Origin of the sequence: Bradyrhizobium sp. WSM2254 (genome assembly GCF_000472645.1) — a bacterium.
Taxonomy (GTDB): Bacteria; Pseudomonadota; Alphaproteobacteria; order Rhizobiales; family Xanthobacteraceae; genus Bradyrhizobium; species Bradyrhizobium niftali.
Genome location: NZ_AXAB01000065.1, coordinates 1 through 22798, shown reverse-complemented (window position 1 = coordinate 22798; position 22798 = coordinate 1). Strand labels below are relative to the sequence as shown.

Sequence of the window (22798 nt, the reverse complement as noted above, 5' to 3'; positions counted from 1 at the left end):
GGAAAGCACTGATATGCTCGAGGACAAGGACCGCATCTTCAAGAACCTCTACGGCCTCCATGACTGGGGGCTCGAGGGTGCGCGGCGCCGCGGCGCCTGGGATGGTACGAAGAGTATCATCGACAAGGGCCGCGACTGGATCATCAACGAGATGAAGGCGTCGGGCCTGCGCGGCCGCGGCGGCGCCGGCTTCCCGACCGGCCTGAAATGGTCGTTCATGCCGAAGGAATCGACCGACGGCCGGCCGAGCTATCTCGTCGTCAACGCCGACGAATCCGAGCCCGGCACCTGCAAGGATCGCGAGATCATGCGGCACGATCCGCATCTCCTGATCGAGGGTTGCCTGATCGCCAGCTGCGCCATGAACGCGCATGCCTGCTACATCTATGTCCGCGGCGAGTTCATCCGCGAGCGCGAGCATCTCCAGGCCGCGATCGACCAGGCCTATGAGGCGAAGCTCGTCGGCAAGGACAACGTCAACGGCTGGCCGTTCGACATCTACGTCGCGCACGGCGCCGGCGCCTACATCTGCGGCGAGGAAACCGCGCTGCTCGAAAGCCTCGAGGGCAAGAAGGGCCAGCCGCGCCTGAAGCCGCCGTTCCCGGCCAATGTCGGCCTGTTCGGCTGCCCGACCACCGTCAACAACGTCGAGTCGATCGCGGTCGCGCCGGACATCCTGCGCCGTGGCGCGGCCTGGTTCGCCGGCATCGGCCGTCCGAACAATGTCGGCACCAAGCTGTTCTGCATCTCCGGCCATGTCGAGCGGCCCTGCAACGTCGAAGAGGCCATGGGCATTCCGTTCCGTGAGCTGATCGACAAGCATTGCGGCGGCATCCGCGGCGGCTGGGACAATCTGAAGGCCGTGATCCCCGGCGGCTCGTCGGTGCGCATGGTGCCCGCCGAGCAGATCATCGACACGCCGATGGATTTCGACAGCTTGAGCAAGCTGCGCTCGGGCCTCGGCACCGCGGCCGTGATCGTGATGGACAAGTCCACCGATTTGATCCGCGCCATCGCCCGCATCTCGTACTTCTACAAGCACGAGAGCTGCGGCCAGTGCACGCCGTGCCGCGAGGGCACGGGGTGGATGTGGCGCGTCCTGACCCGCATGGCCGACGGCCGCGCCCACAAGCGCGAGATCGACATGCTGCTCGAAGTCACAAAGCAGGTCGAAGGCCACACCATCTGCGCGCTCGGCGACGCAGCCGCCTGGCCGATCCAGGGCCTGATCGCGCATTTCCGTCATGAGATCGAAGCGCGCATCGACCAGTATTCGCACAAGGCTGACATCGACGACATCGGCGTCCGCGATCCCGTGAACATGGTCGCGGCGGAGTAGGAAGAATGACCAAGCTCATCATCGACGGCAAAGAGATCGATGTTCCGCCGGAGTACACGCTGCTCCAGGCGTGCGAAGCCGCGGGCGCAGAGATCCCGCGCTTCTGCTATCACGAGCGGCTGTCGATCGCCGGCAATTGCCGGATGTGCCTCGTCGAAGTGAAGGGCGGCCCGAAGCCGGTCGCGAGCTGCGCCTGGGGCGTGCGCGATTGCCGTCCGGGTCCCAAGGGCGAGCCGCCGGAAATCTCCACCCGTTCGCCGATGGTAAAGAAGGCGCGCGAAGGCGTGATGGAATTCCTTCTGATCAACCATCCGCTGGACTGCCCGATCTGCGACCAGGGCGGCGAGTGCGACCTTCAGGACCAGGCGATGGGCTATGGTGTGGACACCAGCCGCTTCGCCGAGAACAAGCGCGCGGTCGAGGACAAGTATCTCGGCGCGCTGGTCAAGACCTCGATGAACCGCTGCATCCAGTGCACGCGCTGCGTCCGCTTCTCGGCGGAAGTCGCCGGCGCCCCTGAAATGGGCGCGACCGGTCGCGGCGAGGACATGGAGATCACGACCTATCTGGAGCATGCGCTGACGTCGGAGTTGCAGGGCAACCTCGTCGACATCTGCCCGGTCGGTGCGCTGACCTCGAAGCCCTATGCTTTCGCGGCCCGCCCGTGGGAGCTCGGCAAGACCCAGTCGATCGACGTCATGGACGGTGTTGGCTCGGCGATCCGCGTCGATACCCGCGGCCGCGAGGTGATGCGCGTGCTGCCGCGCATCAACGAGGCCGTGAACGAGGAGTGGATCTCGGACAAGACGCGCCACATCGTCGACGGCCTGCGTACCCAGCGCCTCGACCGGCCCTATATCCGCGAGGCCGGCAAGCTGCGCGCGGCGAGCTGGCCCGAGGCCTTTGCCGCGATCGCTGCGAAAGCGGCACGTACCGACGGCAAGCGCATCGGCGCGATCGCCGGCGATCTCGCCGGTGTCGAGGAGATGTTCGCGCTGAAGGATCTGCTCGCCAAATACGGCTCGAGCAATCTGGCGGTGCAGGGCGGCGACGCCTTCGATCCCGCACTCGGCCGCGGCTCCTACATCTTCAACCCCACGCTTGCAGGCGTGGAGCAGGCCGACGCGCTGCTCGTCATCGGCGCCAATCCGCGCAAGGAGGCGGCCGTGTTCAACGCCCGCATCCGCAAGCGCTGGCGCTCCGGCGGCTTCAAGGTCGGCGTGATCGGCGCCAAGGCCGACCTGACCTATGACTACGACCATCTCGGCGCGGGCACCGAGACGCTCGGTGAACTCGCGGCCGGCAAGCACTCCTTCATGGACGTGCTGAAGAACGCCAAGAACCCGATCATCCTGGTCGGTGCGGGCGCGGCCTCGCGTCACGACGGCGCCGCCATTCTGGCCGCCGCCGCCAAGCTCGCGATGGATGTCGGTGCGGTCAAGGACGGCTGGAACGGTTTCGGCGTGCTGCACGAGACCGCCTCGCGCGTCGGCGCGCTCGACATCGGCTTCTCCGCCACCGCCGGCGGCCTGAACGCCGCGCAGATGACGACCTTCGGGACGCTCGACCTGCTGTTCCTGCTCGGCGCCGACGAGATCAAGGCGCCGGACGGCACCTTCGTCGTCTATATCGGCACCCATGGCGACCGCGGCGCGCACCGCGCCGACGTGATCCTGCCGGCCGCCGCCTACACCGAGAAGTCCGCGATCTACGTCAACACCGAAGGCCGCGTGCAGATGACGGGACGTGCCGCATTCCCGCCGGGCGAAGCCCGCGAGGACTGGGCGATCGTCCGTGCGCTGTCGGAAGCGCTCGGCAAGAAGCTCGGCTACGACTCGCTTGCCGCGCTGCGCCAGGCGATCTTCAAGGCCGTGCCGCATCTGATCCGTCTCGACCAGATCGCGGCCGGCTCTGCCGACCAGATCAAGAAGCTGGCGGGGAAGGGCGGCTCGCCTGAGAAGGCGCCGTTCAAGCCTCTGGTCGAGGACTTCTATTTGACCAACCCAATCGCGCGTGCGTCCGCCGTGATGGCGGAATGCTCGCGGCTTGCCTCCGGGCAGATGCTGACCGCAGCGGAGTGAGCGTGATCTGATGGAATTCTTCGAAAGCGCATTCTGGACCGGTTTCCTCTGGCCGCTGATCATCATGGTCGCGGAGAGCGTCTTGGTGCTCGTCGTCCTGCTGGTCGCGATCGCCTACATCCTGCTCGCCGACCGCAAGATCTGGGCGGCGGTGCAGATCCGCCGCGGTCCGAACGTGGTCGGCCCCTGGGGCCTGCTGCAGTCCTTCGCCGACCTGCTGAAGTTCGTGCTGAAGGAGCCGATCATCCCGGCCGGCGCCAACAAGGGCGTGTTTCTCCTTGCTCCCCTGGTCTCATGCGTGCTCGCGCTCGCCGCCTGGGCGGTGATCCCGACCAATCTCGGCTGGGTGATCTCCGACATCAATGTCGGCGTCCTCTTCATCTTCGCGATCTCGTCGCTGTCGATCTACGGCATCATCATGGCCGGCTGGTCGTCGAACTCGAAATACCCGTTCCTGGCCGCGCTGCGCTCGGCCGCGCAGATGGTGTCCTATGAAGTCTCTATCGGCTTCGTCATCATCACCGTGCTGCTCTGCGCCGGCACGCTGAACCTCTCGGCTGTCGTCGAAGCGCAGCATGCCCGAGGCCTAGCCAGCCTGATCGGGCTGCCGCAGCTCACCATCCTGAACTGGTATGTCTGGCCGCTGTTCCCGATGTTCGTGGTGTTCTACGTCTCGGCGCTGGCGGAAACCAACCGTCCGCCGTTCGACCTCGTCGAAGCCGAATCCGAGCTCGTCGCCGGCTTCATGGTCGAATACGGCTCGACGCCGTACCTCCTGTTCATGCTCGGCGAGTATGTCGCGATCGTCACGATGTGCGCGCTGGCGACGATCCTGTTCCTCGGAGGCTGGCTGCCGCCGGTGGACCTGCCGCCCTTCAACTGGGTGCCGGGGATCATCTGGTTCTCGCTCAAAGTTTTCTTCATGTTCTTCCTGTTCGCGATGGCGAAGGCGATCGTGCCCCGCTACCGCTACGATCAACTGATGCGCCTCGGCTGGAAGGTGTTCCTGCCGCTGTCGCTGGCGATGGTGATCGTGGTGGCCGGCGTGCTGCATTTCGCCGGCATCGCGCCGAAGTGAGGGCCGTCATGGGTATCAACATCAACGCCACTGCACGCTCGCTTCTGCTGTCGGAATTCGTCTCGGCGTTCTTCCTCGCCATGCGCTATTTCTTCCAGCCGAAGCCGACGCTGAACTATCCCTTCGAGAAGGGCCCGATCTCGCCGCGCTTCCGCGGCGAGCACGCGCTGCGCCGCTATCCGAACGGCGAGGAACGCTGCATCGCCTGCAAGCTGTGCGAAGCCGTGTGCCCGGCGCAGGCCATCACCATCGAGGCCGGCCCGCGCCGCAACGACGGCACGCGCCGCACGGTGCGCTACGATATCGACATGGTGAAGTGCATCTATTGCGGCCTCTGCCAGGAGGCCTGTCCGGTCGACGCCATCGTCGAAGGTCCGAACTTCGAGTTCGCGACCGAGACCCGCGAGGAACTGTTCTATGACAAGGCCAAGCTGCTCGCCAACGGCGACCGCTGGGAACGCGAGATCGCGAAAGCGATCGAGCTCGACGCGCCGTACCGGTGAGATGAGAGCATGATCGTTTCCGCGCTGTTCTTCTATCTCTTCGCCGGCATCTGCGTCGCCTCGGCGGTGATGGTGATTGTCTCGCGCAATCCCGTGCACTCCGTGCTGTACCTGATCCTGGCCTTCGTCAACGCCTCCGGCCTGTTCGTGCTGATGGGCGCCGAGTTCCTCGGCATGATGCTGATCGTCGTCTATGTCGGCGCGGTCGCGGTGCTGTTCCTGTTCGTGATCATGATGCTCGACGTCGACTTCCTCGAGCTGCGCGAGGGCTTCATCGAGTACCTGCCGGTCGGCCTCGTGATCGGCGGCATCTTCATGTTCGAGCTGCTGCTCACCGTCGGCTTCTGGGTCATCAACCCCGGCGTCTCCAAGACGATCACGGCGGCGATCCCGACCAACGTCTCGAACACCGAGGCGCTCGGCCTCGTGCTCTATACGAAGTACATCCACTACTTCCAGCTCGCGGGCATGGTGCTGCTGGTCGCCATGATCGGTGCCATCGTGCTGACGCTCAGGCACAAGGCGAGCGTGAAGCGGCAGGACATCAACGTTCAGAACGCGCGCACGCCTGAGATGGCGATGGCGATGCGCAAGGTGGCGCCAGGGCAGGGGCTCTCGGATGCCGATGCGGCGGAGTGGGTGAAATGACGATCGGGCTCGGACACTATCTGGCGGTCGGCGCGATCCTGTTCACGCTCGGGATCCTCGGCATCTTCCTGAACCGCAAGAACATCATCGTCATCCTGATGTCGATCGAGCTGATCCTGCTCTCGGTCAACATCAACTTCGTCGCGTTCTCGACCTTCCTCGGCGACATCGTCGGCCAGGTCTTCGCGCTTCTGGTGCTGACGGTCGCCGCTGCCGAAGCCGCGATCGGTCTCGCCATCCTGGTGGTCTATTTCCGCAACCGCGGCTCGATCGCGGTTGAGGACGTCAATCTGATGAAGGGCTGAGCTCAGTCATGGTTCAGGCAATCGTATTCCTGCCGCTCCTGGGCGCCATCTTGGCCGGCCTGATTGCGCTGTTCGGCGCGCATGCCCGCAACCCCTCAGGCGACGAGGTCGAGCATCACGGCGACCACGGTCACGGCGACGCGCATGCGTCGGCGGCCCATGACGACTATGGTCACGACGATCACGGCCACGACGACCACGGGCACGGACCGGTCGAGCCGGCTGCGGCGGGCTCGCGCGCGGCGGAGCTGATCACGACGGCATTGCTGTTCGTGGCGGCTGGGCTGTCCTGGATGACGCTGGTCGATGTCGGCTTCATGCACCATGACATGCGGATTCCGCTGTTGCCGTGGATCCTCTCCGGCGACCTCCAGGTCTACTGGACGCTGCGGGTCGACACGCTTACTGCCGTGATGCTGGTGGTGGTGACGACCGTGTCCTCGCTCGTGCACCTCTATTCCATCGGCTACATGGACGAGGATCCGTACCGGCCGCGCTTCTTCGGCTATCTCTCGCTGTTCACCTTCGCCATGCTGATGCTGGTGACGGCGGACAACCTCGTGCAGCTGTTCTTCGGCTGGGAAGGCGTGGGTCTGGCCAGCTACCTGCTGATCGGCTTCTGGTATCAGAAGCCGTCGGCGAACGCCGCCGCCATCAAGGCCTTCGTGGTCAACCGCGTCGGCGATTTCGGCTTCGCGCTCGGCATCTTCGCGATCTTCATGCTGGTCGGCTCGACCGATTTCGAGACGATCTTCCATGCCGCGCCCGGCCTCACCGGCAAGACCATCAACTTCCTCGGCTGGCACGCCGACGCCCTGACCCTGACCTGCCTCCTGCTGTTCATGGGCGCGATGGGCAAGTCGGCGCAGTTCCTGCTCCACACCTGGTTGCCGGACGCGATGGAAGGCCCGACCCCGGTCTCCGCGCTGATCCACGCCGCGACCATGGTCACCGCGGGCGTGTTCATGGTGGCGCGCCTGTCGCCGCTGTTCGAGCTCGCCCCGAACGCGCAGGCCGTCGTGATGTTTTTCGGCGCCACCACGGCGTTCTTCGCCGCGACCATCGGCCTCGTCCAGAACGACATCAAGCGCATCGTTGCCTACTCGACCTGTTCGCAGCTCGGCTACATGTTCGTGGCGATGGGAGCAGGGGCCTATTCGGTCGGCATGTTCCACCTGTTCACGCACGCCTTCTTCAAGGCACTGCTGTTCCTAGGCTCCGGCTCGGTGATCTACGCGATGCACCACGAGCAGGATATCCGCAACATGGGCGGCCTCTGGAAGAAGATCCCCTACACCTACGCGGTGATGGTGGTCGGCACGCTGGCGCTCACGGGCTTCCCGCTCACGGCCGGCTACTTCTCCAAGGATGCGATCATCGAATCGGCCTACGCCTCGCACAATCCGTTCGCGATGTACGGCTTCCTGATGACGGTCGTCGCCGCCGGCCTGACCTCGTTCTACTCCTGGCGCCTGATCTTCAAGACCTTCCACGGCGAGCCGCATGACGAGCATCACTACGAGGCCGCGCATGAGGCCCCGCTCTGGATCCTGGTCCCGATCGGCGTGCTCGCGGTCGGCTCGATCGTCGCGGGCTTCCCGTTCAAGGAGCTGTTCGCGGGCCACGGCGTCGAGGAGTTCTTCCGCGAGTCCGTGAAGATGAACCCGCACATCATCGAGGAGATGCACCACATCCCCGAGACCATCGCGTTGCTGCCGACGGTGATGATGGTGCTGGGCTTCCTGGTGTCGTACCTGTTCTACATCCGCCGGCCCTACATCCCCGTTCGGCTCGCTGCAGAGCAGCCGATGCTGTACCAGTTCCTGCTCAACAAATGGTACTTCGACGAGCTGTACGATCTCATCTTCGTCCGTCCGGCGAAGTGGATCGGCTACCAGCTCTGGAAGAAGGGCGACGGCTTCATCATCGACGGCCTCGGGCCCGACGGCGTCTCGGCCCGCGTGCTGGACGTCACCCGCAACGTCGTGAAGATCCAGACCGGCTATCTCTATCACTACGCATTCGCCATGCTGATCGGCGCCGCCGGCCTGATCACCTGGTTCATGTTCGGCTTTGGAGGCCAGTAAATGACGACCTGGCCCATTGTATCGGTCACGACGTTCCTGCCGCTGGTCGGCGCGCTGATCGTCTATCTCAGCCGCGGCGACGACGAGGCGGCGCGGCGCAACTCGCGCTGGATCGCATTGTGGACCACGCTGATCACCTTCGCGGTGTCGGTGATCCTGGTCATGCGCTTCGATCCGGCGAACGCCGACTTCCAGTTCGTCGAGAAGTCGGCCTGGCTCGCCACCGGCATCACCTACCACATGGGTGTGGACGGCATTTCGCTGCCGCTCGTGATCCTGACCACCGCCATCATGCCGTTCTGCATCATCGCGAGCTGGAAGGCGATCACCAGCCGCGTCCGCGAATACATGATGGCGTTCCTGATCCTGGAAACGCTGATGATCGGCACCTTCTCGGCGCTCGATCTCGTGCTGTTCTACCTGTTCTTCGAAGGCGGCCTGATCCCGATGTTCCTGATCATCGGCGTCTGGGGCGGCCCGCGCCGGGTCTACGCGTCGTTCAAGTTCTTCCTCTACACGCTGCTCGGCTCGGTGCTGATGCTGCTCGCCATCATGGCGCTGTACTGGAACGGCGGCACCACCGACATCCCGACCCTGATGCACACCGCCGTGCCGCGGTCGTTGCAGACCTGGGCCTGGCTCGCCTTCTTCGCCTCCTTCGCGGTGAAGATGCCGATGTGGCCGGTGCACACCTGGCTCCCCGACGCGCACGTCGAGGCGCCGACCGCCGGCTCCGTGGTCCTGGCCGCGATCCTGCTGAAGATGGGCGGCTACGGCTTCCTGCGCTTCTCGCTGCCGATGTTCCCCCTGGCGTCGCACGACTTCGCGCCGCTGATCTTCACGCTCTCGGTCATCGCCATCGTCTACACCTCGCTGGTGGCGCTGATGCAGGAGGACATGAAGAAGCTGATCGCGTACTCGTCGGTGGCGCATATGGGCTTCGTCACCATGGGCATCTTCGCCGGCACCATGCAGGGCGTCGCCGGCGGCATGTTCCAGATGATCTCGCACGGCATCGTCTCCGGCGCGCTGTTCCTCTGCGTCGGCGTCGTCTACGACCGCCTGCACACCCGCGAGATCGCGGCCTATGGCGGCCTCGTCAACCGGATGCCGCTCTACGCGCTGACCTTCATGATCTTCACCATGGCCAATGTCGGACTGCCCGGCACGTCCGGCTTCGTCGGCGAGTTCATGACGCTGCTCGGCACCTTCAAGGTCTCGATCCCGACCGCGTTCTTCGCCACCTTCGGCGTGATCCTGTCGGCGGGCTACGCGCTGTGGCTCTACCGCAAGGTCGTATTCGGGGCGCTGGTCAAGCCGTCGCTGATGAGCATGAAGGATCTCACCTTGCGTGAGTGCGTGACGCTGTTCCCGCTGATCGCGCTGACGATCCTATTTGGCGTCTATCCGAAGCCGGTGCTCGACATGTCGGCCGCCTCGGTCCAGCAACTCGTCAACAATTACAACACCGCTGTGACGGCCGTGAAGGCCGCCGCACTGCTCCAGTGATCGGGCAGGTCAGGATATCGCCATGAGCTTTTCGACTGCAGGTTATCAACTGGCGCCGGTGCTGCCCGAGCTCGTGCTCGCGGTCGGCGCCATGGCGCTCCTGATGCTCGGCGCGTATCGCGGGCAGGAGACGACCAGAGCGATCACGACGCTGGCGGTCCTGCTTCTGGTCGTGGTCGGCGTGCTCGAATACATGCTGCCCGCGGGCAAGCAGGTGACCTTCGGCGGCAGCTTCATCGTCGACGACTTCGCCCGCTTCATGAAGATTCTGGCCCTGATCGGCTCGGCGGTGACGCTGGTGCTGTCGACAGAGTTCCTGTCCGACCCCTCGCGTCGCATCTTCGAATACGCCATCCTGGTGCTGCTCTCGACCCTCGGCATGATGGTGCTGATCTCGGCCGGCGATCTGATCTCGCTCTATCTCGGCCTCGAATTGATGTCGCTCGCGCTCTACGTCGTGGCGTCCTCGAACCGCGACAACGCCAAGTCGACCGAAGCCGGCCTGAAGTACTTTGTGCTCGGCGCACTGTCCTCGGGCATGCTGCTCTACGGCGCCTCGCTGATCTATGGCTTCACCGGCACGGTCAGCTTCACCGGCATCGCGGCCGCCGCGACGGCCGCGAATGTCGGCCTGGTGTTCGGTCTGGTCTTCCTCCTCGCCGGCCTCTGCTTCAAGGTCTCGGCGGTGCCGTTCCACATGTGGACGCCTGACGTCTACGAGGGCGCCCCGACGCCGGTCACCGCCTTCTTCGCCTCGGCGCCGAAGGTGGCCGCGCTCGCCGTCTTCACCCGCGTCACGCTGACCGCTTTCCCCGGCATCGTCTCGCAGTGGCAGCAGATCCTGGTGTTCGTGGCGATCGCCTCGATGGCGCTGGGTTCGTTCGCCGCGATCGGTCAGAGCAACATCAAGCGCCTGATGGCCTATTCCTCGATCGGCCACATGGGCTTTGCCCTGGTCGGCCTCGCCTCCGGCACCGTCGAGGGCGCGCAGGGCGTCTTGATGTACATCGTGATCTATGTCGCGATGACGCTCGGCTCGTTCTCGGTCATCCTCGCCATGAAGCGCAACGGCCAGGCCGTGGAGCAGATCAGCGATTTCGCGGGTCTGTCGCGCACCAATCCGCTGCTCGCCTTCATGTTCGCGATGCTGCTGTTCTCGCTCGCGGGCATTCCGCCGCTCGCCGGCTTCTTCGCCAAATGGTACGTCTTCGTCGCCGCCATCAAGGCGAACCTGTTCACGCTCGCCGTGATCGGCGTGCTCTCCAGCGTGGTGGGCGCCTACTACTATCTCGCCATCGTCAAGACGATGTATTTCGACGAGCCGGCCGGTCAGGTCGACCCGGTGCGCGTCGAGGTGAAGACGGTACTGGCGGTCGCGGGCTTGTTCAACATCCTGTTCGCGCTGTTCGCGGGGCCGGTGGTGAGCGTCGCCTCTGCCGCCGCAAAGTCGCTGTTCTAGGATGGGGTTCGCGCTCGGTCCTCGCGCACTCTCGGCGGGCTACAAGCTCGCAGCTTTCGAGCGGACCGGCTCGACCAATACCGAGGCGATCGAGCACGCCAGGGGCGGCGAACGCGGCCCGATGTGGTTCGTCACATCCGAGCAGACCGCCGGCCGCGGCCGGCGCCAGCGCGCCTGGATCGCGCCGCGGGGCAATCTCGCCGCCAGCATCCTCGAAGTCATGAATGTACCCCCCGCCGTCGCGGCCACGCTTGGCTTTGCCGCGGGGCTGGCGGAGGAGGCGGCCCTGGAGAAGGTGAGCCTGGAGGCCGCGCTACGCCTCGGCGAGGGCCGTCCCCGCTACGCCCTGAAATGGCCGAACGACGTGCTGGTCGGCGGCAAGAAGCTGGTCGGCATCGGGCTCGAGGCCGAAATCATCGGCGACCGCCTCGCCGTCGTCGTCGGCATGGGCACCAACGTCGTCGCCGCGCCGGAGGGCACGCCGACGCCCGCGGTGTCGCTGGCCGCGCTTGGCGTCCAGATCAGCGCCGAGGAGCTGTTTTCCGCCCTGTCCGACGCCTGGGTCGAGTTCCGCGGCATCTGGGACAATGGCCGCGGCTTTGCCGAGATCCGCAAGCTCTGGCTGGAGCGGGCCGCCGGTCTTGGCGAGAAGGTTGCGATCAACACGGGAACGACGACGCTGGAAGGCATTTTCGACACGATCGACGACACCGGTTGCCTGATCGTCCGCACTGCCGATGGCCGACGCCTGCCGGTGGCGGCCGGCGAGGTGTTCTTCGGCTCGGCCGCCTCCGTGGGAGCTGCGTGATGGCACGGCCTGACGAACTGGTGTTTGCGCCGCTCGGCGGTGTCGGCGAGATCGGCATGAACCTGTCGATCTACGGCCTGGGCAACCGCCATCAGCGCGCCTGGCTCGCGGTCGATCTCGGCGTCTCCTTCGGCGACGAGGAGCATCTGCCGGGCATCGACCTGATCATGCCCGACATCAGCTTCCTGGAGAAGGAACGCAAGAACCTGATGGGCCTGGTGCTGACCCACGCCCATGAGGACCATTTCGGCGCCATCATCGACCTCTGGCCCAGGCTGAAATGCCCGATCTATGCGACGCAGTTCAGCGCGGCGCTGTTCGAGGCCAAATGTGCCGCTGAGCGCAACGCGCCGAAGATTCCGGTGACGGTGGTGCCGTCGGGAGGCCGTGTCGATATCGGCCCGTTCAACGTCGAGTTCATCCCGGTCGCGCATTCGATACCTGAATCGCACGCGCTGGCGATCCACACCGAAGCCGGCATCGTGCTGCACACCGGCGACTGGAAGATCGACCCGACCCCGATCATCGGCCGCCCGACCGACGAAAAACGGCTGCGCGAACTGGGCGACGAGGGCGTGCTCGCCCTGATCGGCGATTCCACCAACGCGGTGCGCGACGGCCGCTCGCCCTCGGAAGCCGAGGTCGCCAAGACCATTGCCGGGCTGGTCAAGGCCGCCAAGGGCAGGGTTGCCGTGACGACCTTCGCCTCCAACGTCGCCCGCATCAAAGCCGTCGCCGACGCCGCCAAGGCCGCCGATCGCGAGGTCGTCGTGGTCGGGCGCGCCATGGACCGCGTGTCGCAGGTCGCGCGCGAGACCGGCTATCTCGACGGCGTGCGGAACTTCCGCTCGACCGACGTCTACGGCCATCTGCCGCAGGACAAGGTGCTGGCGCTCTGCACCGGCAGCCAGGGCGAGGCCCGGGCGGCGCTGGCGCGCATCGCCAATGACGACCATCCCGAGATCACGCTCAACCGCGGCGATTGCGTGATCTTCTCCTCGCGCACCATTCCCGGCAACGAGAAGGCGGTCGGGTCGATCATCAACAATCTGGTGCTCCAGGGCGTCGAGGTCATCACCGACCGCGACGCGTTGGTCCACGTCTCCGGCCATCCCCGCCGCGACGAGCTGCGCGACATGATCGCCTGGGTGCGCCCGCAGCTCCTGATCCCCGTTCATGGCGAGGCGCTGCACCTGCACGAGCACGCCAAGCTCGCGCGCGCCGCCGGCGTGCCGCGCGTTCTGGTCTGCCGCAACGGCGACCTCGTCAAGCTCGGCCCCGGCGATCCCGGCATCGTCGGCGAGGTGCCCTCGGGCCGGCTCTACAAGGACGGCACGATCCTGGAGGATTCCAAGTCCCGCGCGGTGGTCGAACGCCGCCGCATGGCCTTTGCCGGCTGCGCTTTCGTCGCCATCGCCATGACCGCGCAGGGCGAGCTTGTCGACGAACCCGAGGTCGATCTCGTCGGCGTTCCCGAGAAGAACAGGGCGGGCGAGGCTTTTGACGACCTGGTCTTCGAAGCCGTCGTATCCACGATCGAGGGGCTGCCAAAAGCGCGCCGCCGCGATCCGGACGCCCTGGCTGAGTCGGTGCGACGCGCGGTCCGGGCCGTGATCAACGAACATTGGGGCAAAAAGCCCGCCTGTCTGGTACACGTACTGACAGTCTAAGGGAGAAGAACATGCTGGGCCGGCTCAACCATGTCGCGATCGCGACCAAGGATGCCGTCAAGGCTGCAAAAATCTATGGCGCCGCGTTCGGGGCGCAGATCTCGGAGGCGGTCGCGCTGCCCGAGCATGGCGTCACCACGGTGTTCGCGACGCTGCCCAACACCAAGATCGAGTTCATCGAGCCGCTCGGTGAAACCTCGCCGATCGCAAAGTTCCTCGAACGCAACGCGGACGGCGGCATCCATCACGTCTGCTACGAGGTCGTGGACATCATCGCCTCGCGCGATACCCTGGTGAAGGAGGGCGCGCGGGTGCTCGGCGACGGCGTGCCGAAGATCGGTGCCCATGGCAAGCCGGTGCTGTTCCTGCACCCGAAGGACTTTTCCGGCGCGCTGGTCGAAATCGAGCAGGCATAAGGCCGCCCCATGGCCATCCAGATCTCGACCGCGATTGCGATCTACTTCGTCATCTGGTGGATCGCGCTGTTCCTGACGCTGCCGTTCGGCGTGCGCAGCCAGCACGAGGACGGCGTGGGCGCGCCCGGGACCGATCCCGGTGCGCCGATCCTGACGCGGATGGGACCGAAGCTGATTTGGACCACGATCATCTCGGCGATCATCTATGGCGCGGGCCTTGCCGCCTACCACGCCGGCTATCTCTCGATCGAACGCCTGTCGAAATTGATGGGCATGCCGTTCTAGAGCATGATCCGGAAAAGTGTGCAGCGGTTTTCCGAGCAGATCATGCTCAAACAAAAAGACGTTTTTTGCTGACGATATTGTTTTGGGGGAACGAATGACTTTTCAGAGGATCGTCGTCGCGCTTCTGGTGCTGATCGTCGCCGGCCTGGGCGCCATCGGCTATTTCGAGTGGAAGATGGCCGTGCAGGTGCGAACGCTGAAGGCGTTCGTCGAGGGCTACGTCTTCAACGAAGCCGTGATGGCCTGCGAGCAGGCCAAGAGCTCGACGCCGTTCAAGTGGAACGGCGGCAAGAGCACCTCGGTAATCGGGCTGAACTCGGTCAAGCTGGACAAATACAACGTCAGCGCCAGCTACACGCTGTTGGCGGACGGCGTCTATTGTGATTACGATCCCATCAAAAGAAAGGCCGGGATCGGCTCGAGCTTCCTGGAACGGGAGTAACGATCCGGCCGTGCCAAGCATGGGATGGGATCGTCATGACCGGGGATCGGGCAGGGGACTACCGGATTCTGCATGAGGCGGCCTTGCGGGATTATCTCGCGGGTCTGCCGGATCTCGTGGCGCTGCTCGGCGCCGAGCCGGTGTCCTGGTCGATCACCGAGGTCGGTGACGGCAATCTCAATCTCGTTTTCATCGTCAAGGGCGATCGCGGCGGCGTCGCCGTGAAGCAGGCGCTGCCCTATGTCCGCCTCGTCGGCGAGAGCTGGCCGCTGCCGCTGTCGCGGGCTCATTACGAATATCTCGCCTTGTCAAAGCAGGCCGAACTCGCGCCCGGCCTCGTGCCGGCGCTGCTGCACCACAACGAGACACTGGCGCTGACGGTGATGGAGCTGCTCGAGCCCCACATCATCATGCGCAAGGGGCTGGTCGCGGCAGCGCAATATCCGCGCTTTGCGGGCGACATCACCACCTTCATGGCGCGGACGCTGTTCTTCACGTCCGACCTCGCGCTCTCCGCGGCCGAGAAGAAGGAGGGCATCGCCGCCTTCGCCGGCAACCATGCGCTGTGCAAGATCACCGAGGACCTGATCTTCACCGATCCCTACCGCATCGCCGAGCAGAACCGCTGGACCGCGCCTTACCTCGACGGCCTGGCCGCGTCCTTGCGCGACGACATGGACCTGCACGTCGCCATCTCCCGCCTGAAGCTGAAGTTCATGGCAAGTCCCGAGGCACTGCTCCACGGCGATCTCCACACCGGCTCGATCATGGTCACCGACAGCCAGACGCGGGTGATCGATCCCGAATTCGCGTTCTACGGCCCGATGGGGTTCGACGTCGGCGCCGTACTGGCCAATCTGCTGATGGCCTATTTCGCCTCCGCCGGCCACGAGCGCGCGCCGGGCGAACGGGCTGCGTTCGAGGGCTGGGTGCTGGAGACGGTCGAGCAGCTCTGGAACGAGTTCGCGCGCAAATTCCTCGATCTCTGGCGCGCCGGAGCCGCCGGCGACGCTTATCCGGTCTCGCTCTTCGCCGGCGAGACGGGCGCCGCGCGCCTTGAGGCCGAGCGGCAGGCCTACATGCAGCGCCTGTTCGCCGATACCGTCGGCTTCGCCGCGGCCAAAACCATCCGCCGCATCTTCGGCCTCGCCCACAACATCGATTTCGAGCTGATCGAGGACCCGCGGAGGCGGGCGATCAGCGAGGCGCGCGCGGTGCGGCTGGCGCGGGCGATGATGGTGGAGACGGGGGCATTCCCTGCGATCGCCGACGTCACCGGCGCCGCGCGAAAACTGCGGGATTGGCAGCCGGAATTGTCCGGCTGAAAGAGCCGCATGGTGAGGAGCCCACCCCACGCTCCGTCATTGCGAGCGCAGCGAAGCAATCCAGAACCTTTCCGCGGATGCAATCTGGATTGCTTCGCTGCGCTCGCAATGACGAGGCGAGAGATCGTCGCGCGGCCTCAATAGAGCCGCATCGGCAGCATGACGCCGTCTGTGCCGGCCAGCAGACCCCAGGTCTCGTTGGCCGCGACCTCGAACTCCCGGATCTGGACCGTGCCACCCTCGACCTTGAGGGTGACCTTGTACTTGCCGGGCGGCAGATCGATCTTTTGGCTGTCCGGTATTTCGGATGCGGCGGAGTCGGAGTGCGCCGGTTTCTCGCCGGCGTGCGCCGCCAGCTTGGTGGTCTGGTCGGCGACGGTGATGACCGCCCCCTCGTCCGACTTGTTGCCGAGCATCAGCTTTGCCTGCCTCGGCCTCGGCGGGAGGCCGGCATTCGCGATACCCGGCTTGCGCAGCGAAAGTTCGGCGATTGTCCTGTCGTTCTGACGGGAAAGCCGGAGCAGGACCGGTCCACGGGCCGTCGTGAAGGTGATCACGGCCCGGTCTGGTTCGACCACCGTCTCGATCCAGCCACGCTTGCCGAGCTCGGCGCGATAGAAGCCGAGCACCGCCGCGAGATCGCGCGGGGTCTCGGCGTAGACCGAAATGATGAACGGCGAATTCTTCGCCGTAGCGATGCTCCAGCTCTCTGGCAGTGGCAGACCGGTGCCCTGGGAAACCCTGGCTTCGAAACCCGCACCTGCGCCCCGTGCGACCGCTCCGACGGGGATGCTGAGCAGTCGTTCGACGAAATTATCCGGCGTGTCGCGGCCCCGGACCGCCCACCCAGTTTCGTCAAAATAGTCGTTCACGCCGGTGGTGCGACTCCAGCCGAACCGGATGCTGTCCGCCTCGCTGTACCGGCCGAGGCTGGCCGCGACCGGGCTTGCCAGCACGGCCGTCGCGGTGACCAGACCGCCGACGAGCAAGACACCCAGGGTTCGGCTTTTCATCTTTCGGATTCCCATCGCGACGAGATCTTTGGGCCAAGGCCCTTGTCCTGAGCTTGGTCGCATCGATCGCGCAAGGCGTTCACCGTTCGTAGATCGTTGTTTCCGCTTCCGATTCTCGATGGGTTGAAGGTCTCGCCCGCAGAGCACGGCCTCGTCCTGAGGGGTTTGCCCCCGGGGCGGGCGTCTTGGAGGACGCGTTGCAAGGAACTGCGGCATCCAAGACGAAAAGAGGAGCTTGCGCTCGACGTGCTGCGAATGGTCAACTCGCTGACTGGAATACGCCTGCATTGTCGGAGGGACCATGATGTTCAGGATAGTGGCGATCGTCGCGGGTTTGGGACTGGCGCTCGCCGCCACGGCGGAGGCCCAGACACCGCGCAAGGGCGGAACCATCCGCATGACCGCGCCCTACGGTTCGAGTTTCACCAGTCTGGACATTCATACGACCCAGCGCGCCCAGGACGAGATTTACGCCAAGGCGCTGCATCGCTCGCTCTACATCTGGGATTCCGCGGAAGGAAAGCCGGTTCCGGAGCTTGCCAAGGAGGCAGTCGTCTCGGGCGGCGGTCTCGTTTACACCTTCAAGCTGCGCGACGACGCCTATTTCCACAACGGCCGCAAGATGACCGCCGACGACGTCATCTGGTCCTACAACCGCATCATGGACGGCGCCAAGGCCTATCCCGGCGCGCGCTATGTCCGCGTGATCGAGGGCGCCGCCGCGGTCGAGAAGGGCCAGGCCAAGGAAATTTCCGGCCTGAAGAAGATCGACGACTTCACCCTCGAAATGAAGCTGACCGAGAAGGTCGATCCGGGCTTCTACTTCTTCACCGCGCTGACTTCGATCTATCCCGCCGACGAGGCCGCCAAGGAGGGCTTTATCCAGAAACCGATCGGTCTTGGACCGTTCAAGTTCGTCGAGCACGTGCCGGGATCGCGCATGGTCCTGGAGCGGTGGGACCGGTTCTACAAGCCCGGCAAGCCCTACGCCGACAAGGTCATCGTGTCGGTCATGGGCGAGGCCGCGGCCCGCGATGTCGCCTTCCGCAACAAGGAGATCGACACTTCGGTGCTGGGACCGGCGCAGTATGTCGCCTATCAGTCCGACGCGGACCTCAAGGGCACCATCGTCGAGGTCGCCGAGGTCTTCACGCGCTACATGGGGATGAATCCCGCATTCAAGCCGTTCGCCGACAAGCGCGTCCGGCAGGCCATCAACTATGCGATCGACACCGACCTGATCATCAACAAGCTGGTCAAGAACAAGGCCTATCGCGCCACCAGCTGGCTGCCGCTGACCTCGCCGCTCTACGACAAGACCATGAAGCCCTACGCCTACGATCCCGCCAAGGCCAAGCAGCTGCTCGCCGATGCAGGCTATCCCTCAGGCTTCGAGTTCGAATGGACCACGAGCCAGAACGAGAGCTGGGGCCTGCCGATCGTCACGGCCGTCATCCCGATGCTGGACAAGGTGGGCATCAAGGCGAAGGTCAAGCAGGTCGAGACCGCGATTCTGGCGGAGGTGGTCCGCAGCGGCGACTATCAGGCCTTTGTCTACTCCCAGCAGAGCGGCCCGGATCCGCAGGCCGCCCTCAAATGCTTCCACTCGTCGACGCCGCAATCGGCCTGCAACTACATGAACTTCAAGAACGCAGACTTCGACAAGTTGATCGACGAGGCCGGGCGGACCGACGACGCCGCAAAGCGCGGCCAGCTGCTGCAAAAGGCCAACGCGCTGCTCTATGAGGAGGCGCCGGTCTGGTTCTTCAACTACAACAAGGCGGTCATGGCCGTGCAGCCTTGGCTCAAGGGAGTTCAGTTGAACGCGACGGAGCTGACCCATCAGAACGTCGAGGACCTCTGGGTCGACGAGACCTCGCCTGCGAAGTGAAACCTGCTCGCGCGCTCCCTCCATCGTGACGAACGATGGAGGGAGCAAGGATAAAGTGCCGATGCTCCCGTTCCTATTCCGCCGTCTCCTGCAAACCGTTCCGACCGTACTGGCCGTCGTGCTGCTGGTCTTCGTGCTGTTCAGCGTCGTTCCGGGCAGCATCATCTCGACCATGAGCGATGACAGCGACCCGCAGGTCGAGGCGCGCATGAAAAAGCAGCTCGGCCTCGACGAGCCCGTTTACATGCGGTTCGGCGCCTATGTCGCGAAGCTCGCGACCGGTGATTTCGGGACGTCGTTCCGTACGCGCGAGCCGGTCACGACCATGATCGCCAAGCGGATGGGGCCGACGCTGCAACTGATCTTCGCGTCCATGGCATTTGCGGTCGTGGTCGGCGTGCCGCTGGGCTTCGTCGCGGCCTTGCGGCCGGGTGGTATCGTCGACAGCGCAGCGATGGTCGTGGCGGTGTCGGGACTTTCGATGGCCAAGTTCTGGCTCGGACTGCTGCTGATGTACCTGTTCGCGCTGAAACTGGGCTGGCTGCCGAGTTTCGGCTATGGCGATGGCGGCCTCAAATATCTGATCCTGCCGGCCGTGACGCTCGGCGTCTCGCCGATGGCGCTGCTGGCGCGGACGACGCGCGCCGCGGTGCTCGAGATCATGACCGCTGATTTTGTCCGCACGGCGCGATCGAAGGGCATGAGCGAGACCAGGGTCGTGAAGTGGCACGTGATGCGCAACGCGCTTGTCCTGATTCTCACGACAATGGGCCTGCAGTTCGGCGCGTTGATGGGGCAGGCGGTCGTCGTCGAGAAACTGTTCTCCTGGCCGGGCATCGGCTCGCTGCTCGTGGACAGCGTCCTGCAGCGCGACATTCCCGCCGTCCAGGGCTCCATTCTCGTGGTGGTGCTGTTCTTTCTCGCGATCAATCTGCTGATCGACGTGCTCTACGGCGTGATCGATCCCAGGATCAGATACGCATGAAGCTCCGCGCCAATCTCGTTATCGGCGGATCGTTGTTCGCGCTTGCGATCGTCGTCGGCCTGCTCGCGCCCTGGCTGGCGCACACCGACCCCGTCATGGACGCCAACCTGATGAATGCGGAGGAACCCCCGAGCTGGACCTGGTGGTTCGGCACCGACGGGCAGGGCCGCGACATCTATTCCCGCGTCCTGTACGGCGCACGCGTCTCGCTGACCGTCGGCATCGTCTCCCAGCTCATCAACAGCGTCATCGGCGTCGCGCTGGGCCTGAGCGCCGGCTATTTTGGCGGCTGGTGGGACGACGTCGTCAACGGCCTGACCAATCTGATGCTCGCGATCCCCTCGCTGATCTTCGCGCTCGCCATCATGGCGGTGCTCGGCCCCGGCCTGACCAGCCTGCTCATCGCACTCGGGCTGACCAACTGGTCCTTCACCTGCCGCCTCGCACGGGCCTCGGCGCTGTCGCTGAGGAGCCAGGGCTACGTCCAGGCTGCAACCGTGCTCGGCTATGGCGATGTGCGCATCATGATCACGCAGCTCTTGCCGAACATGCTCGGACCCATCGTCGTCATCGGCACGCTTGGCATGGGCAGCGCGGTCTTGTCCGAAGCCGCGTTGTCGTTCCTCGGCCTCGGCGTCCGCCCGCCTTTTCCAAGCTGGGGCAGCATGCTGTCGGAAGCCCGCGACCAGATCACCACGGCGCCGTGGCTCTCGGTGTTTCCCGGCCTTGCCATCTTCCTGACGGTGCTCGGCCTCAACCTGCTCGGCGATGGCCTGCGCGACATTCTCGATCCGCAATCGCGGAGCCGGCGCGCATGACCGGCTCGCCGCTGATCGAGGTCGAGGATCTCCGCATCGATCTCGACGATGGATCGCGGCGCGTTGCAGCGGCCGAGGGCATTTCATTCCGCATCGATCGCGGCGAGACTTTCGGCCTTGTCGGCGAATCCGGCTGCGGCAAGAGCATTACGGCGCTTGCCCTGATCGGCCTGCTGCGGCAGCCGCTGTCGATCGGCGGCGGCGTCATCCGGTTTGACGGGCGGGAGATCCAGCACCTGTCCGCAGCCGCCCAGCGGAACTTGCGCGGCAATCGCATCGCCATGATCTTCCAGGAGCCGATGACGGCGCTGAATCCGGTCTCGCCGGTGGGACGGCAGATCGCCGAGATGTTCGTGCTGCACCAGGGCAAGAGCTGGCGCGAGGCCGACCAGCTGGCGGTCGAGGCGCTGGCGAGCGTCCGCGTCCCTGCGCCCCAGCGACGCGTAAAGGACTACCCGCATCAGCTGTCGGGCGGCATGCGCCAGCGCGTGATGATTGCCATCGCGCTCGCCTGCGGCCCGGATCTTCTGATCGCCGACGAGCCGACCACCGCGCTCGACGTGACCGTTCAGGCGGAGATCATCGAGCTGATGCGCAATCTCTGCGCCGAGAGAGGAACGGCCATCCTGATGATCAGCCACGATCTCGGCCTGGTCGCCAATGTCTGTCGCCGCGTTGCTGTGATGTATGCCGGCCGCATCGTCGAGGAGCGCGGCTCGGCCGATATCTTCCGTGCGCCTTCGCACCCCTATACGCAGGGCCTCGTCGACTCGCTGCCGCGGCTCGGCAGTCGCGCCGCGCTTGGCCGTACCAGGCTGCAGGAGATCGCGGGCGTCGTCCCGGCGATCACGGCCTTCCCTGATGGCTGCAGGTTCAATCCGCGTTGCGCGAAGGCGACCGCTATTTGCCGGACCACAGCGCCGGAGACGACATGGCTGGAGGCGGGCGGTCTGGTGAGGTGTCACCACCATGCATGAACCGCAGGGCAGGCCGGACGGCGACGTCATTCTCAGCATCGAGGATCTCGCGGTTCATTTTCCGCTCGGGGGCGGCTTGCTGGGGCGCGGCCGGCGGCTGCTCCGTGCCGTCGACGGTGTCGATCTCAGGCTGAAGCGCGGCGAATGTCTCGGCCTCGTCGGCGAGTCCGGCTCCGGCAAGTCGACGGTCGCATTGTCGATCCTTGGTCTGCTGACGCCGACGCGCGGCCGCATCGTGCTGGACGGACAGGTCGTGACGAACAGGCAATCCGGCGATCGCAAGGCGTTGGCCCGCATCGTGCAAATGGTGTTTCAGGATCCCTACGCCTCGCTCAACCCTCGCCAGACCGTGCGCCGCACGCTCGAGGATCCCCTGCGGGTGCATGGCGTAACCGCCGCAAGCGAGATCGAGGACCGCGTCGCGACGATGCTGCGGCATGTGGGCCTGCGGCCCGAACAGGCCGATCGCTACCCGCATGAATTCTCGGGCGGCCAGCGCCAGCGCATCGGCATTGCGCGCGCCCTGATCCTCAATCCCAGAATCGTCATCTGCGACGAACCCGTGTCGGCGCTCGATGTCTCGATCCGCGCCCAGATCATCAACCTGCTGCTGGAATTGAAGGAGACGCTCGGCCTCTCCTACATCATGATCAGCCACGACCTCGGCGTCGTCGAGCACATGAGCGACAGGGTCGCCGTGATGTATCTCGGCCGCATTGTCGAGAATGGCGACTGGCGCGAGATCTTCGAGCGGCCGGCGCACCCCTATACGCAAGCCCTGATCGCCGCCATCCCCGATCCGCTGCGCCATGCACCGCTGGCGACGACAGGGGGCGACCTTCCCAATCCGCTCGATCCACCGGACGGCTGCGCGTTCAGCCCACGCTGTCGTCATGCCGAGGACGTGTGTCGCCGGGAGCCCGGGCCGTCGCTGGAGACGCGAGCCGACGGACACGCGGTGCGGTGTTGGCGAGCTGACGAAATTGCCGGCCAGATGGCATTGGCCTCGACCGAAAGCGGACATCCCTAGAATGGAGAGCGCGTCCGTTGGCGCATCCTAAGTTGTCCTCCGTGAAGAACGCGGACGACCGCTGATTTAAGCGATCTTTTGAGCCGGGACAGTTTCGGCGAAGGCCCGGATGATGGCACGCAAGAGTTC

21 protein-coding genes are annotated in these 22798 nt (G+C 65.1%); 20 read left to right on the top strand and 1 reads right to left on the bottom strand.

What is annotated here, in order from left to right:
• The first annotated feature begins 13 nt into the window (after window positions 1-13).
• The 15 genes from nuoF to mtnK all read left to right on the top strand — a co-directional run bounded on the left by nuoF (window position 14) and on the right by mtnK (window position 15955).
• Window positions 14-1339: an NADH-quinone oxidoreductase subunit NuoF gene (gene nuoF / locus A3M7_RS0135115; protein WP_027548100.1), complete on the top strand. Its 1326-nt coding sequence runs from the start codon at window positions 14-16 to the stop codon at window positions 1337-1339.
• A 5-nt stretch (window positions 1340-1344) separates the two neighbouring features.
• Window positions 1345-3420: an NADH-quinone oxidoreductase subunit NuoG gene (gene nuoG, locus A3M7_RS0135110; protein WP_027548099.1), complete on the top strand. Its 2076-nt coding sequence runs from the start codon at window positions 1345-1347 to the stop codon at window positions 3418-3420.
• Between the two features lie 10 nt (window positions 3421-3430).
• Window positions 3431-4498, top strand: coding sequence for an NADH-quinone oxidoreductase subunit NuoH (nuoH, locus tag A3M7_RS0135105; RefSeq protein ID WP_084302793.1), 1068 nt, complete (start codon window positions 3431-3433; stop codon window positions 4496-4498).
• A gap of 14 nt (window positions 4499-4512) precedes the next feature.
• A complete protein-coding gene (nuoI, locus tag A3M7_RS0135100) occupies window positions 4513-5001 on the top strand; it encodes an NADH-quinone oxidoreductase subunit NuoI (RefSeq protein ID WP_026232873.1) in 489 nt (162 codons plus the stop codon).
• A gap of 9 nt (window positions 5002-5010) precedes the next feature.
• Complete coding sequence (locus tag A3M7_RS0135095) at window positions 5011-5649, top strand: NADH-quinone oxidoreductase subunit J (RefSeq protein WP_027548097.1); 639 nt, start codon at window positions 5011-5013, stop codon at window positions 5647-5649.
• The gene (gene nuoK / locus A3M7_RS0135090; RefSeq protein WP_027523804.1) at window positions 5646-5954 is read left to right on the top strand and encodes an NADH-quinone oxidoreductase subunit NuoK; all 309 of its coding nucleotides are present in this window, start codon (window positions 5646-5648) and stop codon (window positions 5952-5954) included. Before A3M7_RS0135095 ends, nuoK begins: the two co-directional genes overlap by 4 nt.
• Window positions 5955-5962: 8 nt before the next feature.
• Window positions 5963-8041 carry an NADH-quinone oxidoreductase subunit L gene (gene nuoL / locus A3M7_RS0135085; protein WP_027548096.1) on the top strand — a complete coding sequence of 693 codons (2079 nt, stop codon included), beginning with the start codon at window positions 5963-5965 and terminating at the stop codon, window positions 8039-8041.
• Entirely contained in the window at window positions 8042-9550 is a 1509-nt protein-coding gene (locus tag A3M7_RS0135080; RefSeq protein WP_027548095.1) for an NADH-quinone oxidoreductase subunit M, read from the top strand.
• A 22-nt stretch (window positions 9551-9572) separates the two neighbouring features.
• The gene (gene nuoN / locus A3M7_RS0135075; RefSeq protein WP_027548094.1) at window positions 9573-11009 is read left to right on the top strand and encodes an NADH-quinone oxidoreductase subunit NuoN; all 1437 of its coding nucleotides are present in this window, start codon (window positions 9573-9575) and stop codon (window positions 11007-11009) included.
• A 1-nt stretch (window position 11010) separates the two neighbouring features.
• Entirely contained in the window at window positions 11011-11817 is an 807-nt protein-coding gene (locus A3M7_RS0135070) for a biotin--[acetyl-CoA-carboxylase] ligase (protein ID WP_027548093.1), read from the top strand.
• Entirely contained in the window at window positions 11817-13487 is a 1671-nt protein-coding gene (locus A3M7_RS0135065; protein WP_027548092.1) for a ribonuclease J, read from the top strand. The genes A3M7_RS0135070 and A3M7_RS0135065 overlap by 1 nt, the downstream gene beginning before the upstream one ends.
• A gap of 11 nt (window positions 13488-13498) precedes the next feature.
• Window positions 13499-13903 carry a methylmalonyl-CoA epimerase gene (mce, locus tag A3M7_RS0135060; RefSeq protein ID WP_027548091.1) on the top strand — a complete coding sequence of 135 codons (405 nt, stop codon included), beginning with the start codon at window positions 13499-13501 and terminating at the stop codon, window positions 13901-13903.
• Window positions 13904-13912: 9 nt separating this feature from the next.
• On the top strand, window positions 13913-14188 hold the full coding sequence (locus A3M7_RS0135055; protein WP_027548090.1) for a DUF1467 family protein: 276 nt from the start codon (window positions 13913-13915) through the stop codon (window positions 14186-14188).
• A 94-nt stretch (window positions 14189-14282) separates the two neighbouring features.
• Window positions 14283-14630: a hypothetical protein gene (locus A3M7_RS0135050; RefSeq protein ID WP_027548089.1), complete on the top strand. Its 348-nt coding sequence runs from the start codon at window positions 14283-14285 to the stop codon at window positions 14628-14630.
• Between the two features lie 35 nt (window positions 14631-14665).
• Window positions 14666-15955 carry an S-methyl-5-thioribose kinase gene (gene mtnK / locus A3M7_RS0135045; protein WP_027548088.1) on the top strand — a complete coding sequence of 430 codons (1290 nt, stop codon included), beginning with the start codon at window positions 14666-14668 and terminating at the stop codon, window positions 15953-15955.
• A gap of 137 nt (window positions 15956-16092) precedes the next feature.
• Here the strand turns inward: mtnK and A3M7_RS0135040 are convergent, their stop codons facing one another.
• Complete coding sequence (locus A3M7_RS0135040) at window positions 16093-16968, bottom strand: hypothetical protein (RefSeq protein ID WP_027548087.1); 876 nt, start codon at window positions 16966-16968, stop codon at window positions 16093-16095.
• A 301-nt stretch (window positions 16969-17269) separates the two neighbouring features.
• On the opposite strand from A3M7_RS0135040, the gene A3M7_RS0135035 reads away from it, so the two are divergent.
• The 5 genes from A3M7_RS0135035 to A3M7_RS0135015 all read left to right on the top strand — a co-directional run bounded on the left by A3M7_RS0135035 (window position 17270) and on the right by A3M7_RS0135015 (window position 22669).
• The gene (locus A3M7_RS0135035) at window positions 17270-18859 is read left to right on the top strand and encodes an ABC transporter substrate-binding protein (protein ID WP_027548086.1); all 1590 of its coding nucleotides are present in this window, start codon (window positions 17270-17272) and stop codon (window positions 18857-18859) included.
• Window positions 18860-18920: 61 nt separating this feature from the next.
• Window positions 18921-19844 (top strand): ABC transporter permease, encoded by a 924-nt coding sequence (locus A3M7_RS0135030; RefSeq protein ID WP_027548085.1) that lies wholly within the window; start codon window positions 18921-18923, stop codon window positions 19842-19844.
• Complete coding sequence (locus A3M7_RS0135025) at window positions 19841-20662, top strand: ABC transporter permease (RefSeq protein ID WP_027548084.1); 822 nt, start codon at window positions 19841-19843, stop codon at window positions 20660-20662. The genes A3M7_RS0135030 and A3M7_RS0135025 overlap by 4 nt, the downstream gene beginning before the upstream one ends.
• Window positions 20659-21639 carry an ABC transporter ATP-binding protein gene (locus A3M7_RS0135020; RefSeq protein WP_027548083.1) on the top strand — a complete coding sequence of 327 codons (981 nt, stop codon included), beginning with the start codon at window positions 20659-20661 and terminating at the stop codon, window positions 21637-21639. The genes A3M7_RS0135025 and A3M7_RS0135020 overlap by 4 nt, the downstream gene beginning before the upstream one ends.
• Window positions 21632-22669 (top strand): ABC transporter ATP-binding protein, encoded by a 1038-nt coding sequence (locus tag A3M7_RS0135015; RefSeq protein ID WP_027548082.1) that lies wholly within the window; start codon window positions 21632-21634, stop codon window positions 22667-22669. The genes A3M7_RS0135020 and A3M7_RS0135015 overlap by 8 nt, the downstream gene beginning before the upstream one ends.
• The last annotated feature ends 129 nt before the right edge of the window (window positions 22670-22798 follow it).

Bases quoted from the DNA above. Each gene is read 5' to 3' on its own strand.
- nuoG (WP_027548099.1), top strand. From the start codon at position 1,345: ATGACCAAGCTCATCATCGACGGCAAAGAGATCGATGTTCCGCCGGAG.
- A3M7_RS0135030 (WP_027548085.1), top strand. From the start codon at position 18,921: ATGCTCCCGTTCCTATTCCGCCGTCTCCTGCAAACCGTTCCGACCGTA.
- A3M7_RS0135080 (WP_027548095.1), top strand. From the start codon at position 8,042: ATGACGACCTGGCCCATTGTATCGGTCACGACGTTCCTGCCGCTGGTC.
- mce (WP_027548091.1), top strand. From the start codon at position 13,499: ATGCTGGGCCGGCTCAACCATGTCGCGATCGCGACCAAGGATGCCGTC.
- A3M7_RS0135015 (WP_027548082.1), top strand. From the start codon at position 21,632: ATGCATGAACCGCAGGGCAGGCCGGACGGCGACGTCATTCTCAGCATC.
- nuoK (WP_027523804.1), top strand. From the start codon at position 5,646: ATGACGATCGGGCTCGGACACTATCTGGCGGTCGGCGCGATCCTGTTC.
- nuoH (WP_084302793.1), top strand. From the start codon at position 3,431: ATGGAATTCTTCGAAAGCGCATTCTGGACCGGTTTCCTCTGGCCGCTG.
- nuoF (WP_027548100.1), top strand. From the start codon at position 14: ATGCTCGAGGACAAGGACCGCATCTTCAAGAACCTCTACGGCCTCCAT.
- nuoN (WP_027548094.1), top strand. From the start codon at position 9,573: ATGAGCTTTTCGACTGCAGGTTATCAACTGGCGCCGGTGCTGCCCGAG.
- A3M7_RS0135040 (WP_027548087.1), bottom strand. From the start codon at position 16,968: ATGAAAAGCCGAACCCTGGGTGTCTTGCTCGTCGGCGGTCTGGTCACC.
- A3M7_RS0135055 (WP_027548090.1), top strand. From the start codon at position 13,913: ATGGCCATCCAGATCTCGACCGCGATTGCGATCTACTTCGTCATCTGG.
- nuoL (WP_027548096.1), top strand. From the start codon at position 5,963: ATGGTTCAGGCAATCGTATTCCTGCCGCTCCTGGGCGCCATCTTGGCC.
- A3M7_RS0135020 (WP_027548083.1), top strand. From the start codon at position 20,659: ATGACCGGCTCGCCGCTGATCGAGGTCGAGGATCTCCGCATCGATCTC.
- A3M7_RS0135095 (WP_027548097.1), top strand. From the start codon at position 5,011: ATGATCGTTTCCGCGCTGTTCTTCTATCTCTTCGCCGGCATCTGCGTC.
- A3M7_RS0135065 (WP_027548092.1), top strand. From the start codon at position 11,817: ATGGCACGGCCTGACGAACTGGTGTTTGCGCCGCTCGGCGGTGTCGGC.
- mtnK (WP_027548088.1), top strand. From the start codon at position 14,666: ATGACCGGGGATCGGGCAGGGGACTACCGGATTCTGCATGAGGCGGCC.
- A3M7_RS0135035 (WP_027548086.1), top strand. From the start codon at position 17,270: ATGATGTTCAGGATAGTGGCGATCGTCGCGGGTTTGGGACTGGCGCTC.
- A3M7_RS0135050 (WP_027548089.1), top strand. From the start codon at position 14,283: ATGACTTTTCAGAGGATCGTCGTCGCGCTTCTGGTGCTGATCGTCGCC.
- A3M7_RS0135070 (WP_027548093.1), top strand. From the start codon at position 11,011: ATGGGGTTCGCGCTCGGTCCTCGCGCACTCTCGGCGGGCTACAAGCTC.
- A3M7_RS0135025 (WP_027548084.1), top strand. From the start codon at position 19,841: ATGAAGCTCCGCGCCAATCTCGTTATCGGCGGATCGTTGTTCGCGCTT.